The sequence below is a fragment of the Amycolatopsis deserti genome, from assembly GCF_014653945.1.
GTDB classification, from domain to species: Bacteria; Actinomycetota; Actinomycetes; order Mycobacteriales; family Pseudonocardiaceae; genus Amycolatopsis_E; species Amycolatopsis_E deserti.
Window position 1 is genome coordinate 28,764 of the sequence record NZ_BNAU01000014.1, and the last position, 13,264, is coordinate 42,027.

14 protein-coding genes are annotated in these 13,264 nt (G+C 71.1%); 6 read left to right on the forward strand and 8 right to left on the reverse strand.

Translation table 11 applies throughout. From position 1 onward, the window contains the following. Positions 1-107 precede the first annotated feature (107 nt). The 3 genes from IE290_RS36810 to IE290_RS36820 form a co-directional block, all read right to left on the reverse strand. Complete coding sequence (locus IE290_RS36810) at positions 108-1,997, reverse strand: acyl-CoA dehydrogenase family protein (protein ID WP_191249392.1); 1,890 nt, start codon at positions 1,995-1,997, stop codon at positions 108-110. A 42-nt stretch (positions 1,998-2,039) separates the two neighbouring features. After that, positions 2,040-2,606, reverse strand: a complete 567-nt coding sequence (gene abmR / locus IE290_RS36815) for an ATP-binding transcription factor AbmR (RefSeq protein ID WP_191249393.1) — start codon at positions 2,604-2,606, stop codon at positions 2,040-2,042. 65 nt (positions 2,607-2,671) lie between these two features. Beyond that, positions 2,672-4,702 (reverse strand): thioredoxin domain-containing protein, encoded by a 2,031-nt coding sequence (locus IE290_RS36820; protein ID WP_191249394.1) that lies wholly within the window; start codon positions 4,700-4,702, stop codon positions 2,672-2,674. A 77-nt stretch (positions 4,703-4,779) separates the two neighbouring features. Between IE290_RS36820 and IE290_RS36825 the strand changes: the two genes are divergently transcribed. Next, the gene (locus IE290_RS36825; protein ID WP_191249395.1) at positions 4,780-5,367 is read left to right on the forward strand and encodes a TetR/AcrR family transcriptional regulator; all 588 of its coding nucleotides are present in this window, start codon (positions 4,780-4,782) and stop codon (positions 5,365-5,367) included. On the opposite strand, the gene IE290_RS36830 is transcribed toward IE290_RS36825, so the two are convergent. Beyond that, positions 5,364-5,687 (reverse strand): hypothetical protein, encoded by a 324-nt coding sequence (locus IE290_RS36830; RefSeq protein WP_191249396.1) that lies wholly within the window; start codon positions 5,685-5,687, stop codon positions 5,364-5,366. The genes IE290_RS36825 and IE290_RS36830 overlap by 4 nt on opposite strands. Further along, complete coding sequence (gene mca / locus IE290_RS36835; protein ID WP_191249397.1) at positions 5,684-6,595, reverse strand: mycothiol conjugate amidase Mca; 912 nt, start codon at positions 6,593-6,595, stop codon at positions 5,684-5,686. The genes IE290_RS36830 and mca overlap by 4 nt, the downstream gene beginning before the upstream one ends. Positions 6,596-6,696: 101 nt before the next feature. On the opposite strand from mca, the gene IE290_RS36840 reads away from it, so the two are divergent. The 3 genes from IE290_RS36840 (at position 6,697) to IE290_RS36850 (ending at position 8,752) form a co-directional block, all read left to right on the forward strand. Then, positions 6,697-7,122: a DUF4307 domain-containing protein gene (locus tag IE290_RS36840; protein ID WP_191249398.1), complete on the forward strand. Its 426-nt coding sequence runs from the start codon at positions 6,697-6,699 to the stop codon at positions 7,120-7,122. 189 nt (positions 7,123-7,311) lie between these two features. Then, positions 7,312-7,809: a transcription elongation factor GreA gene (greA, locus tag IE290_RS36845; protein ID WP_094004764.1), complete on the forward strand. Its 498-nt coding sequence runs from the start codon at positions 7,312-7,314 to the stop codon at positions 7,807-7,809. 148 nt (positions 7,810-7,957) lie between these two features. Then, entirely contained in the window at positions 7,958-8,752 is a 795-nt protein-coding gene (locus IE290_RS36850; protein WP_191249399.1) for an MBL fold metallo-hydrolase, read from the forward strand. Here the strand turns inward: IE290_RS36850 and IE290_RS36855 are convergent. Next, positions 8,731-9,243, reverse strand: a complete 513-nt coding sequence (locus tag IE290_RS36855) for an Lrp/AsnC family transcriptional regulator (RefSeq protein ID WP_191249400.1) — start codon at positions 9,241-9,243, stop codon at positions 8,731-8,733. The two genes, IE290_RS36850 and IE290_RS36855, sit on opposite strands and share 22 nt — an antisense overlap. A gap of 81 nt (positions 9,244-9,324) precedes the next feature. On the opposite strand from IE290_RS36855, the gene hppD reads away from it, so the two are divergent. Continuing rightward, on the forward strand, positions 9,325-10,488 hold the full coding sequence (gene hppD, locus IE290_RS36860; RefSeq protein ID WP_191249401.1) for a 4-hydroxyphenylpyruvate dioxygenase: 1,164 nt from the start codon (positions 9,325-9,327) through the stop codon (positions 10,486-10,488). Here the strand turns inward: hppD and ilvA are convergent. Beyond that, positions 10,485-11,690 (reverse strand): threonine ammonia-lyase, encoded by a 1,206-nt coding sequence (gene ilvA / locus IE290_RS36865; RefSeq protein ID WP_191249417.1) that lies wholly within the window; start codon positions 11,688-11,690, stop codon positions 10,485-10,487. The genes hppD and ilvA overlap by 4 nt on opposite strands. A gap of 77 nt (positions 11,691-11,767) precedes the next feature. On the opposite strand from ilvA, the gene IE290_RS36870 reads away from it, so the two are divergent. Continuing rightward, a complete protein-coding gene (locus IE290_RS36870; RefSeq protein ID WP_191249402.1) occupies positions 11,768-12,049 on the forward strand; it encodes a hypothetical protein in 282 nt (93 codons plus the stop codon). 51 nt (positions 12,050-12,100) lie between these two features. Here the strand turns inward: IE290_RS36870 and IE290_RS36875 are convergent, their stop codons facing one another. Beyond that, a complete protein-coding gene (locus tag IE290_RS36875) occupies positions 12,101-13,258 on the reverse strand; it encodes a cystathionine gamma-synthase (protein WP_191249403.1) in 1,158 nt (385 codons plus the stop codon). Positions 13,259-13,264 lie beyond the last annotated feature (6 nt).

Consider the following 13,264-nt stretch of genomic DNA (forward strand, 5'->3'; position numbering starts at 1 on the left):
GATCGTGGCCGCCGCGCCGGGCCGGTGATCATGCCGAACATCCGGTCCTGGGCATGACATTTGTCAGCCTGGGCACGTGGCGCTCGGCACCGCCAAGAAGAAGCGGCTCAACGCAGCATCGCGGGGCGGAGGAACGGTTCCGGCACCGCGAAGCCGTCCACCAGCAGCCGCGCGTGGGGGCGCAGCTCGGCGCACAGGTCGTTCACCGCGGCGACCACCGCTTTCGCCCGCGCGGAGGTCAGCCGGCCGTGCTCGAGGAACCACGCGCGGTCCTCTTCGACGTTCGACAGCACGTACAGGTCGCACACCCGCTCCAGCAGGGCCCGCGCCTGTTCGTCCGCGCACCGGTCGATGGCCGCGACGAACGCCTCCAGCACGATCCGCTCGACGTGCACCCGCGCCGCCCGCAGCACGTGGTCCTGCGCGTCGTTGAAGACCTCGAACGGGTCGGCCTCCGCGGCCCGGCGCAGCCGCCGCGCGCAGCCCTCCAGCACGTGCTGCTCGCGGTCCTCGAACAGCTTCACCTGCCAGCCGCGGTCGAACAGCACATCGTCGTCGTCCCGGCCGGGTGCGGCGTCGACCAGCCGCTCGATCACCTTGCGCGCCGCGGTCCGCTCGATCACCGCGCCGACGAACTGCTCGGCCACGAACCGGGCCGTCGCCAGCGGGCTCAGGTCGGCGAAGTGGTCGCGGTAGCTGGTCAGCAGGCCCTTCGCGACCAGCTGCAGCAGCACCGTGTTGTCGCCCTCGAACGTGGTGAACACGTCGGTGTCGGCCTTCAGCGCGGGCAGCAGGTTCTCCGACAGGTATCCCGCGCCACCACAGGCTTCCCGCGCCATCTGGATGCTGCGGGTCGCGTGCCAGGTCGCGATCGCCTTGATCCCGGCGGCACGTGACTCCAGCTCGCGCTGCGCCCGCTCCTCGGCGTCGGCCGTGCTCTGGATGTCGTGCAGCGCCCGGGTCAGCTCCTCGTGCGCGAAGTGCAGCGCGTAGGTGCGCGCGACCGCCGGCAGCAGTTTCCGTTGGTGCGCGCGGTAATCCAGCAGCAGGGTCTCGCCGGACTCGCCGGGACGGCCGAACTGGCGGCGCTTCTCCGCGTAGCGGGTGGCGATCGCCAGTGCCCGCTCGGTGGCGTGGATCGCGCCGCCCGCCACGCTGACCCGGCCGCGGATCAACGTGCCCAGCATGGTGAAGAACCGGCGGTTGTCGCTTTCGATCGGGCTCGTGTACGTGCCGTCCTCGGTGACATCGCCGTAGCGGTTGAGCAGCGCGTCGCGCGGCACGCGCACGGAGTGGAACGTCAGGCGTCCGTTGTCGACGCCGTTCAGCCCCGCCTTGCGGCCGTCGTCCCCGATCTCCACGCCCGGCATCGGCGACCCCGACTCGTCCCGGATCGGCACCACGAAGGCGTGCACGCCACGGCTCTCCCCGCCGGTGACCAGCTGCGCGAACACCACCGCCATCTGGCCGTGCCGCGCGGCGTTGCCGATGTAGTCCTTGCGCGCCTGTTCGTCCGGGGTGTCGATGACGAACTCACGCGTGGCCGGGTCGTAGGTGGCCGTGGTGCGCAGGTGCTGCACGTCCGAGCCGTGCCCGGTCTCGGTCATCGCGAAGCAGCCCAGCAGGTCCAGGTCCATGATCCGGGCCAGGTACCGCTCGTGGTGCGGCGCCGTGCCGAGCAGCTGGATCGCGCCCCCGAACAGGCCCCACTGCACGCCGGACTTCACCATCAGCGACAGGTCGCCGTAGCCGAGCATCTCGAACGACACGACCGAACCGCCGATGTCGCCCCCGCCGCCGTACTCGCGGGAGAAGCCGAGCCGGTGCCAGCCGCTCTTGGCCAGCTCGCGCAGGCGCTCCAGCACCCACGCCCGGTACTCCTCGGTGCTCAGGTCGTAGGGCTCGTCGGAGTCGTACCCGGCGAACTGCGCGCGAATCTCCCGGCGCAGCTGGGCCCACTGCCCATCCAGTACCGCGGTCAACGCTTCGGGGTTCATGTTCCTACTCTGGCGTAACTTCCGCGGCTCCGCATGGCGAGCTCAGCCGAGATCGGGCCCCTCGCGACGCAGTTCGTCGACCTTCGACATGGCTTCGCGCAGCTCGCCGAGCCACTCCTCGGCGTGCTGCCCGACGAGCCGAACGGCCCAGGCCAGAGCGTCCGAGCGGGACCGCGCGACCCCCGCGTCGACGAGCGTGTCGAGCACCAGCCGCTCGGGCTGGCGCAGGCGGGTCATCACCGGCACCGACTGTGTGGTGAACAACTCCTCGGTGCCGCCCAGGCGCGCGCCCCAGGACACCTTGCGCTGGTACCGGTGCTCGGCCTGCCGCGCGATCTCGATCCGCTCGTCGCGGGTCTCCTCGCGGAACCGGCTGATGCGGCCGGACTCCGCGGCGGCGCGGGCGGCGTCGTCGGCGAACTCGTCGGTCAGCGCCGGCAGTTCGCCGACGATCAGGATCTCCTCGCGGTCGACCGTGATGTCCGGGGTTCCGGTGAACCAGCCGTCCGGCAGCCGCCCGGCGAACCAGCCCGCCGCGTCGTCGGCCGGTGGCACCTCGGCCTGCCCGCGGCCCTTCCAGCCCCGTCCCCACTGTGCGTGTGTGCGCATGGTCCTCGCCTCCACGGCTGATTACATGATTACGCTGCAACACACGCTACGCCGGAACGAGCGGGTCAGACCCCTTGTTCACTCCCGGCGGACAACGCCGAGACCAGGTCGTCGGGGCTGGTCACCGGCCGGTCGCAGACGTATCCGCGGCAGACGTAGGCGGCCGCCTTGCCCTCGACCAGCGGCCGGTCCGCGAGCAGCGGCACGCCCTCCGCGTCCGGTTCGCCGGCCAGCACGACCGCGCCGCCGTGGGCGCGCCGGGCGGCCACCGCGCGCAGCAGGTCGCGCTCGGTCGAGTCCGGCCCGGCGATCGCGATCTGGACCGGCCCGGCCAGCAGCGCCTCGGCCGCGGTGAGCCAGTGCCCGGCGAAGCGGGGCGCCTTGGCGATGAGCTGCCCGGCCCGGTGGATCGCCTCCTCGGCGGCGGTCCGGTAGCGGGCGGCGCCGTCCGTTCCGACCAGCACCGAAGCGGTGACCAGCGCGTTCGCCAGGGCAGAGGCGCCGGACGGGCTCGCGTTGTCCGTCGGGTCCGCGGGGCGGTGCACGAGGACCTCGGCGTCGTCGGCCGTGTCGTGGTAGGCGCCCGGGGTGTCCGCGACGGCGAAGTTGTCCAGCGCGATGTCCAGCAGGTTCGTCGCCTCGGCGAGCCACCGCGGGTCCCCGGCCGCCTGGTGCAGGGCGAGCAGGCCCTCCGCCAGGCAGCTGTAGTCCTCCAGCACACCGGCCGCGTCACCGGCGGTGCCGTCGCGGGAGCTGCGGCGCAGGCGGTTGTCGCGCAGGTGGATGCCGAGCACCGCGGACGCCGCCTGCTGCGCCGCGGACACCCAGTGCGGTTCGTCGAGGGCCACGCCCGCCTCGCACAGCGCGGTGATCGCCAGGCCGTTCCAGGCGGCGATGACCTTGTCGTCGCGGCCCGGCTGCGGCCGCACGTCACGCGCGGCAAGCAGCGCGGCGCGGACGCGCTCGAAGCGCTCCCGGTCGTCCGGCTCGCGCAGCAGCTGCAGGACCGAGGTGCCGTGCTCGAACGTGCCCGATTCGGTGACGGAGAACAGTTCCGCGGCCCACGCGCCGTTGTCGTCGCCGAGCACCTCACGCAGCTGCGCGGGCGTCCAGACGTAGGTCAGGCCCTCCTCGCCGAGGGTGTCCGCGTCGAGCGAGGCGGCGAACCCGCCCTCGGCCGTGCTCAGCCGGCCGAGCAGGAATTCGCCGGTCATCCGCGCGACCTCCGCCGCGTACGCCGAACCCGTGCGCCGGGCCAGGTGCGCGTACACGCGCAGCAGCAAGGCGTTGTCGTACAACATCTTTTCGAAGTGCGGCACGACCCAGGACGCGTCGACGGAGTAGCGGGCGAAGCCGCCGGCCAGCTGGTCGTGGATGCCGCCACGCGCCATCGCCTCGGCGCAGGACTCCACCAAGGACAGCGCCTGGGTGGACCCGGTGCGTTCGTGGTGGCGAAGCAGGAACTCCAGCACCATCGACGGCGGGAACTTGGGCGCGCCACCGAAACCGCCGCGCTCGCGGTCGGCCTCCCCGGCCAGCTTCCGCAGCGCGGCGTCCAGCACGCCCTCGTCGACCGGGGCGGGCGGCAGCGGCCCGAGTTGACCGGCCAGGTGCTCGACGATCTTCCCGGCGCCCTCGCGCAGCTCGTCGCGGCGATCCTGCCAGGCCTGCGCGACGGCGACCAGCAGGTGCTGGAACGACGGCATGCCCGGGCGCGGCTGCGGCGGGTAGTAGGTGCCGCAGTGGAACGGTTCGCCGTCCGGGGTGAGGAAGCAGGTCATCGGCCAGCCGCCCTGGCCGGTCATCGCCTGGGTCGCGGTCATGTAGACCGCGTCGATGTCCGGGCGCTCCTCGCGGTCGACCTTGATGTTGACGAAGTGCTCGTTCATCAGGCGCGCGGTCTCGGCGTCCTCGAAGGACTCGTGGGCCATGACGTGACACCAGTGGCACGCCGCGTAGCCGATGGAGAGCAGGATCGGCACGTCCCGGCGCCGGGCCTCGGCGAGCGCCTCGGCACTCCAGGGCCACCAGTCGACCGGGTTCTCGGCGTGCTGCAGCAGGTAGGGGCTCGTCGCGGCGGCGAGTCGGTTGGCCATGACACCAGGGTGTCACGGCGTCCGCGGCACCACAGTTCCTAGCGGCGCTAGTTCTCTAGCGTTGCTAGGATCTGGTTGTGTCCGCCATCAAGGAGCGCCGTGAACGGGAGCGCGCCCAACGCCATCAGCTGATCATCACGGCCGCCCGCGAACTCGCGGAGACCGAAGGCTGGGAGGCGGTGACGACGCGGCGGCTCGCCGAGCGCGTCGAATACAGCCAGCCCGTGCTCTACAGCCACTTCAGCGGCAAGGACGCCATCGTGCGCGCCGTCGCGATCGACGGCTTCGCCGAACTGGCCGCCCACCTGCGCCGCGCCCGGCTGGCCGGCCCCGAGCCACTGCGGGCGGTGTGCCGCGCCTACCTGGAGTTCGCGACCGAGCGGCCCGCTCTCTACCAGGCCATGTTCGTCATGCCGACGGATGTGAAGTTCGCGCACGCCGAGACGCCGCCCCAGCTGCGCGCCGGCTTCGACGAATTCGTCAACTGCTTCCGCCCGGACAACCCGCGGCGCGAACTGTTCGCCGAGGTCGTCTGGAGCGCGCTGCACGGCATCGTGGTCCTGTCGGACAGCGGGCGCATCCCGACGGACATCCAGGAGGAGCGGCTCGACTTCCTCGTCAGCCGGCTCACCGACGACCTGGAGGGATCAGAGCCGGGCGGCTAGCTGCTTTCGCTCTTCTGCGGCTGCTTGACGGGCTCTTCGGCCGGCTTCGCGGCCTTCTCCTCCGTCTCCGCGGCGTCGGCGGCCTCGGCTTCGGCCTTCTCCTCCGGGTCGAAGCTGGCCGGCACGCGCTTGAGGTGCTTGGTCATCGAGCGCACCAGCAGGGCGACGGCGATGAGGAACAGCAGGAGGATCAGGAACCCCAGCGGCGAGGACTTGCCGAAGTCCTCGCCCTGGCCGCCGTTGTCGCCGTTGCCCGGCTGCTGCGCGAGGACGAGGGCGGTCGTGGCGACCGGCGCCGTCACCGGCAACAAGAAACTCATGTGTTCACCTTCTCACGGACGCCCGCGAACAGGTCGTCCTCGGGCAGCGTGCTGTCCACCAGCGAGCGGACCAGCTCGTACTCCTCGGTCGGCCACACCCGGCGCTGCATCTCCAGCGGCACGAAGAACCAGCGGCTGTTCGGGTCGATCTGCGTGGCGTGCGCCTTCAGCGCCTCGTCGCGGACCTCGAAGTAGTCGGCGCACTCGATGCGCGTGGTGACCCGCTCCATGACGTCCGGGCGGTGCGGGTCCCACTTGCCCAGCCACTCCGCGTACGGCGATTCCAGGCCGGCCTCGACGAGGGCGTCGTGGAAGGCCTGCATGCGGGCGCGGGAGAAGCCGTGCATGTAGTACAGCTTCAGCGCCTGCCACGGCTCGCCCGCCTCGGGGAACTTGTCCGGCTCGGCGGCCGCGTCGAAGGCCGCCATGGACACCTCGTGGGTGCGGATGTGGTCGGGGTGCGGGTAGCCGCCGTTCTCGTCGTAGGTCAGCACGACGTGCGGGCGGAACTCGCGGATGACCTTGACCAGCTCGCGCACCGGCTCCTCGAGCGGGGTGAGCGCGAAGCAGCCCTCCGGCAGCGGGGGCAGCGGGTCGCCCTCGGGCAGGCCGGAGTCGACGAAGCCCAGCCAGCGGTGCTGGACCCCGAGGATCTTGGCGGCCTTGGCCATCTCCTCGCGGCGGATCGTGGCCATGTTGGCCAGCACCTCGGGGCGGTCCATGGCCGGGTTCAGGATGCTCCCGGCCTCGCCTCCGGTGCAGGTCACGACCATGACCTCGGCACCCTCGGCGACGTAGCGGGCCATCGTGGCCGCGCCCTTGCTCGACTCGTCGTCGGGATGGGCGTGCACCGCCATGAGACGCAGGCGCGATCCCGTTCCGGACACCAGCTCGTCAGAACCCACCATGCGTCCAACGACCCCTTCTGAATCCCTATTCCGCTCCGGAGAGATACTGCGGTTGCCTCCATTGTCCCCGGGGGTACGACAAGTTCGATCGGAGGCCCGGCTTGAGCACCGCCAGCGCCCCGCCGTCGCTGCCGGAAGGCCGCTACGGGCGGCCCCGCAGGCCGGCCCGCCGGTGGCGGGTGTGGCTCTTCACCGGGATCGCGCTGGTCGTGGGCTGCGCCGTCGCGTGGATCGGCTACGTCAACCTGGGTGCCGCACCCATCAGCGCGGAACGGGTCACGTTCGAGGAGCTGCCGGGGAACGCGATGACGATCTCGCTCAACGTGACGCGCGACGAGCCGGACCGGCCGGGTGTGTGCATCGTGCGGACGCGGGACATCAGCGGCGCGGAGAGCGGGCGGCGGGAGGTCTACATCCCGCCCAGGGACAGCCGGGTCGACGTGGTGGTCAAGAGCATCGACCGCCCGGTCACCGCGGACGTGTACGGCTGCTCCTACGACATACCGGAGTACATGTCAAGGAGTTAGCGGCCAACGGGGTGAATGACGCGCTGAATGCCCGGTTTCTGCGACGGGGACCGGCGCTGACCTGCCCTGCCGTGGTACCCTGATCTACCGGCACGGCCCGAACGGGCCGTGTTTTTCCTTTATCCAGCCGCACTCGATCGAGTGCGGCTGCCGGCATGAACACCCATGTCCGGCAGGCACGACGAGGAGATGGTGGCCGTGAGCGACACCCAGGTGACCTGGCTGACCCAGGAAGCCTACGACAGGCTCAAGCACGAGCTCGACGAGCTGATCGAGAATCGTCCGGTCATCGCTGCGAAGATCAACGCCAGCCGCGAGGAAGGCGACCTCCGGGAGAACGGTGGCTACCACGCCGCCCGTGAGGAGCAGGGTCAGCAGGAAGCCCGCATCCGCCACCTGCAGGAACTCCTGCGTTCGGCGAAGGTCGGCGAGGCGCCCAAGAACGACGGGGTCGCCGAGCCGGGCAAGGTCCTCACCGTGCGTTACGAAGGTGACGACGACGAGGAGAAGTTCCTGCTCGCCACGCGCGAAGAGGGCGCCGAAGGCGAACTCGACGTGTACTCCCCCGAGTCGCCCCTGGGCAAGGCCCTGCTGGGCGCCAAGGAAGGCGAGTCGCGCGAGTACGAGCTGCCCAACGGCAGCACGCAGAAGGTGACGCTGATCAAGGCCGTGCCCTACACCGGCTGAGCCCCACACTTTCTTCGGAGCGGCTGCTCCGGGCGGGAGCATCGCCCGGAGCAGCCGCTCCGCCGTGTGTGGACAGCTTCGACATCGGCCGGTCCAGGCCCGTCAAAACCCGCGTAGCGCCGTCACCACCCGCGTAGCCTGCACCACCATGGACAACCCCATCTGCGTGACCTGCGGCATGCAGTACGCCGCCCCGCGCTCGGACTGCCCCATCTGCGAGGACGAGCGCCAGTACGTCCCCCCGTCGGGCCAGCAGTGGACCGACTTCGCCACGCTCCAGCGCGAGCACGAGGCCCTGATCAAGCCCGAGGGCGACCGCATCACCGGCATCGCCTGCACCCCGAAGTTCGGCATCGGCCAGCGGGCGCTGTTCGTCGAGACCGACAGCGGCAACTTCCTCTGGGACCTCTCCGCCTACCTCGACGACACGATCGCCGACCACATCACGGCTCGCGGCGGCATCACCGGCATCGCGATCAGCCACCCGCACTACTACACCACCTGCGTGGAATGGGCCCGCACCTTCGACGTGCCCGTCTACCTGCACGAAGGCGACCGGCAGTGGATCGGCCGCCCGGACGACCGCATCGAACTGTGGAGCGGCCAGACCAAGCAGGTCGGCGACGGCCTCACGCTGGTCAACCTCGGCGTGCACTTCACCGGCGGCACCGTCCTGCACTGGTCCGGCGGCGAGCGGGGCCGGGGCGCGCTGCTGTCCGGCGACATCGTCCAGGTGATCCCGGACCGCAAGTTCGTCGCCTTCATGTACAGCTACCCGAACCTGATCCCGGAGCGGCCGCCGGTCGTGCGCCACGCCGCGGAGATCCTCGCCGGGTACCGGTTCGAGGCGATCTACGGCGCTTGGTGGGACGCCGTCGTGCGCGAGGACGGCTACGACGTCGTGCAGCGCTCGGCCAAGCGCTACCTCGAGTTCGTCTCGTAGGCGAGCCGTTCCAGCAGCGGCCGGACGCGCGGCGGCACCGGCGTCGACAGGGCCAGCGACGTCGACGTCCGGCGCACGCCCGGCACGCTGACCACGGCGTCGATGACCCGCTGCAGGTCGTCGTGGTCGCGCGCCACCATCCGGACGAACAGGTCGCCCTGCCCGGTGGTGGCGTGCACCTCGCAGACCTGCTCGATCGCGTCCAGCGCCTCCGAGACCGAGGTGCGCTGGCCCTGCGCGATCTCCAGCACCGCGAACGCGGTGAGCCCGTACCCCATCGCCGCGAGGTTCAGCTCCGGCGGGAACCCGCCGAGGATCCCCTGCTCGGTGAGCCGGTCCAAGCGCGCCTGCACGGTGCCCCGCGCGACTCCCAGCCGGCGCGCGCACTCCAGCACGTTCAGCCGTGGTGAGTCGGTGAGCAGCAGCAACAGCCGGGCGTCGAGCGAGTCCACCGGGTCCTCCTGGTCACATTGCCCGATTTGATAGATCATCCTCGACGTTAACTGGGCAATTTGTCCAGCCAGAACCGCGACTGTTGCCCAGGATGCGACGAACTACGCATTCTGCCAGACATGACGAACGCTCTCGACGATGTCGACTACGACCAGTTGCGCCAGCTCGTCGGTTTGGTCGAGCACGATGAGACCGCCGACCCGTTCCCCGTGAAGTCGCTCGATGCCGTCGTGTTCATCGCCGGCAACGCGACCCAGACCGCGTGGTACTACCAGCACGCGTTCGGCATGCGGCTCGTCGCCTACGCCGGCCCGGAGACCGGGCAGCCGGACCACAAGGCGTTCGTGCTGAAGTCGGGCTCCGCGCGGTTCGTCATCACCGGCGGCGTGCGGCCCGATTCGCCGCTGCTGGACCACCACCGCCGCCACGGCGACGGCGTCGTCGACCTCGCCCTCGAGGTGTCCGATGTGGACAAGTGCGTCGCGCACGCGCGCGCCCAGGGCGCCACGATCCTGGAGGAGCCGCACGACGTCTCCGACGAGCACGGCACCGTGCGGCGAGCGGCGATCGCGACCTACGGCGAGACCCGGCACAGCCTCGTCGACCGCTCCCGCTACACCGGCCCGTACCTGCCCGGCTTCCAGGCCAGGGAGACGCCGCAGCGCACGCGGCTGTTCCAGGCCGTCGACCACTGCGTCGGCAACGTCGAACTGGGCAAGATGGACCACTGGGTGGACTGGTACCACCGCGTCATGGGCTTCACCAACATGGCGGAGTTCGTCGGCGACGACATCGCCACCGAGTACTCGGCGCTGATGAGCAAGGTCGTCGCCAACGGCAACCACCGCGTGAAGTTCCCGCTCAACGAGCCGGCGATCGCGAAGAAGAAGTCGCAGATCGACGAGTACCTGGAGTTCTACGGCGGCGCCGGGTGCCAGCACATCGCGCTGGCCACCAACGACATCGTCGGCACCGTCACCGCGATGCGCGCGGCCGGCGTGGAGTTCCTGGACACCCCGGACTCCTACTACGACGACCCGGAGCTGCGCGCGCGGATCGGCGAGGTGCGGGTGCCGATCGAGACGCTCAAGGAGCACCGGATCCTGGTCGACCGCGACGAGGACGGCTACCTGCTGCAGATCTTCACCAAGCCCGTCGGCGACCGGCCCACGGTGTTCTACGAGCTGATCGAGCGGCACGGCTCGCTCGGCTTCGGCAAGGGCAACTTCAAAGCCCTGTTCGAGGCCATCGAGCGCGAGCAGGAGCGCCGCGGTAACCTCTAGCCGACGACGGTGAACCCGGCGCGCTGGAGTTCGGCGTGCACCTGCTCACAGTGGGCGGGGCCGCGGGTTTCCAGCTTCAGCGCGATCTCCACCTCGCCCAGTGCCAGCGCGCCGGAGATCCGCGAGTGCTCGACGTCCAGGACGTTCGCGCCCAGGTCCCGCACCCGCGACAGCACCGACACCAGCGACCCCGGCCGGTCCGGCACGCGCAACCGCAGCGCGAGGTAGCGGCCGCCGGCCGTCATACCGTGCTGGATGATCTGCAGCAGCAGCAACGGATCCACGTTGCCGCCGGACACCACGGCCACCACCGGCGCCGCGAACTCGCCGGGGTACTGCAGCAGCGCCGCCACCGCCGCCGCGCCCGCCGGCTCCACCACCAGCTTGCGGCGCTCCAGGCACAGCAGCACCGCGCGGGACAGCGACTCCTCCGACACCGTGAGGACGTCGTCGACCTTCGCGGCCACGTGCGCGTAGCTCACCGGGCCCGGCTGGCCGACCGCGATCCCGTCGGCCATCGTCTGCATCGCCCGCAGCCGCACCGGTCCGCCGGCCGCGAGCGACGGCGGGAACGCCGCCGCGTCCTCGGCCTGCACCGCGACGATCCGCACGTCCGGCCGGGACGCCTTCACCGCGCACGCCACCCCCGCGACGAGCCCGCCGCCGCCGGTCGGCACCAGAACCGTGGCCGCCTCGGGCACCTGCTCCAGGATTTCCAGCCCGACGGTGCCCTGCCCGGCGATGATGTCCGCGTGGTCGAACGGGTGGATGAACACCGCCCCAGTCCGCTCGGCGAACGCGATCGCCTCCGCGAGGGACTCCTCCAGGACGTCGCCGTGCAGGTGCACCTCGGCGCCGTAACCACGGGTGGCAGCCAGCTTGGGCAGCGGCGCGCGGGTGGGCATGAAGACGGTCGAGGAGATGCCCAGCAGCGACGCCGCGAGCGCGACACCCTGCGCGTGGTTGCCCGCGCTGGCGGCCACGACACCGCGCGCGCGTTCCTCCGCGGACAGCCCGTGCAGCCGCGTGTAGGCGCCGCGGATCTTGAACGAGCCGGTGCGTTGCAGGTTCTCGCACTTGAGGTGGACCGCGCCGCCGTGTGCTTTCTCCAGGTCACGCGCGTGCTCCATCGGCGTGACCCGGGTGATGCCCTCGAGGAGCTTCCGCGCCTCGCGGATGCGTTCGACGTCCACCAGATCCATGTCCCGGATCATGCCACTCCCACCTCACGGGTTTCGGTACCCTGGGATCCGGTCAGTACGGCGAATCGGGAGTAGCCATGCCAGCGCGCAGCGAAACGGGCGGACGGGTCCGTCGTGCCACGCGCGCGGCCGGTCTGCTGCCGCTGGTCGCGGGGGTCACGTCCGCCCTGGCCCTCACCGGCGCGGCGGTCTACACGGTCGACAGGGCCGGCTGCGGCGACCCGGCCCAGTACGTCCGGCACGACAACTACGTCGAGCTGGTCGGCGGGTGCGTGGACGGCTCCGACCTGGAGGGGATCCGCACCGGCACCACGCCCGCGGACGCCAAGACGGCCGAGCTGAACAACTACCGGCCCTGAGTGCGGGTGGGGAGCGCCGGAGCGCTCCCCCGCCTCATCGACCCAGCGCCATCAACCCAGCGCCGAGCGCAGGTCGTCGCTCAGGTCGCGGACGTCCTCGATGCCGACGGACAGCCGCAGCAGGTCGTCGGGCACCTGGAGCATCGAACCGGCCACGCTCGCGTGGGTCATCTGGCCCGGGTGCTCGATCAGCGACTCGATGCCGCCCAGCGACTCGGCCAGGATGAAGAACTCCGTGCGGGCCGCGGTGTCCAGCGCGGCCTGCTTGCCGCCGGTGTGGCGGAAGGAGATCATGCCGCCGAAGCGGCGCATCTGCTTGGCCGCGACGTCGTGCCCGGCGTGATCGGGCAGGCCCGGGTAGTAGACCTCGGCGACCTTCGGGTGCGCCGTGAGCATCTCGGCGATCTTCTCCGCGTTGTCGCAGTGCCGGTCCATGCGCACGGCGAGGGTCTTGAGGCCGCGCAGGGTCAGCCACGCGTCGAACGGGCCGGGCACCGCGCCCGCCGCGTTGCGCAGGAAGAACAGCTGCTCCCGCAGCTCGTCCTCGTTGGTCAGCACCGCGCCGCCGACGACGTCCGAGTGGCCGCCCAGGTACTTGGTGGTCGAGTGCACGACGATGTCGGCACCCAGCGCCAGCGGCGTCTGCAGGTACGGCGTGGCGAAGGTGTTGTCGACGACGAGACGGGCGCCGGCCCCGTGGGCGATCTCCGCCAGCACCGCGAGGTCGGCGATGCCGAGCAGCGGGTTGGACGGCGTCTCGCACCAGATCAGCTTGGTCTCCGGGCGGATCGCGGCGCGCACCTCGTCCACGTTGGACAGGTCCGCGACGCCGTAGGACACGCCCCACAGCTTCAGCACCTTGTCGATCAGGCGGAAGGTGCCGCCGTAGGCGTCGTTGCCCAGGACCAGGTGGTCGCCGGGCCGCAGCACGGTCCGCAGCACCGCGTCGGTGGCGGCCATGCCGGAGGCGAAGGCCAGGCCGTGCCGCGCGCCCTCGAGCGAGGCGAGCGCCTGCTCCAGGGCGGTGCGCGTCGGGTTCGCGGTGCGCGAGTACTCGTAGTCACCCTCACGGGTGGCCCCGACGCCGTCCTGGGCGTAGGTGGAGGTCTGGTAGATCGGCACGATGACCGCACCTGTCCGCGGGTCAGGCTCCTGACCTGCGTGGATGGCGCGCGTCTCGAAGCCGGAGCGGGAAAGGTCGTGCGTCATTTCCCC

Coding starts and splice junctions, on each gene's coding strand:
- IE290_RS36810 (WP_191249392.1), bottom strand. CDS start 1,997: ATGAACCCCGAAGCGTTGACCGCGGTACTGGATGGGCAGTGGGCCCAG.
- abmR (WP_191249393.1), bottom strand. CDS start 2,606: ATGCGCACACACGCACAGTGGGGACGGGGCTGGAAGGGCCGCGGGCAG.
- IE290_RS36820 (WP_191249394.1), bottom strand. CDS start 4,702: ATGGCCAACCGACTCGCCGCCGCGACGAGCCCCTACCTGCTGCAGCAC.
- IE290_RS36830 (WP_191249396.1), bottom strand. CDS start 5,687: ATGAGTTTCTTGTTGCCGGTGACGGCGCCGGTCGCCACGACCGCCCTC.
- mca (WP_191249397.1), bottom strand. CDS start 6,595: ATGGTGGGTTCTGACGAGCTGGTGTCCGGAACGGGATCGCGCCTGCGT.
- greA (WP_094004764.1), top strand. CDS start 7,312: ATGGTGGCCGTGAGCGACACCCAGGTGACCTGGCTGACCCAGGAAGCC.
- IE290_RS36850 (WP_191249399.1), top strand. CDS start 7,958: ATGGACAACCCCATCTGCGTGACCTGCGGCATGCAGTACGCCGCCCCG.
- IE290_RS36855 (WP_191249400.1), bottom strand. CDS start 9,243: ATGATCTATCAAATCGGGCAATGTGACCAGGAGGACCCGGTGGACTCG.
- hppD (WP_191249401.1), top strand. CDS start 9,325: ATGACGAACGCTCTCGACGATGTCGACTACGACCAGTTGCGCCAGCTC.
- ilvA (WP_191249417.1), bottom strand. CDS start 11,690: ATGGATCTGGTGGACGTCGAACGCATCCGCGAGGCGCGGAAGCTCCTC.
- IE290_RS36870 (WP_191249402.1), top strand. CDS start 11,768: ATGCCAGCGCGCAGCGAAACGGGCGGACGGGTCCGTCGTGCCACGCGC.
- IE290_RS36875 (WP_191249403.1), bottom strand. CDS start 13,258: ATGACGCACGACCTTTCCCGCTCCGGCTTCGAGACGCGCGCCATCCAC.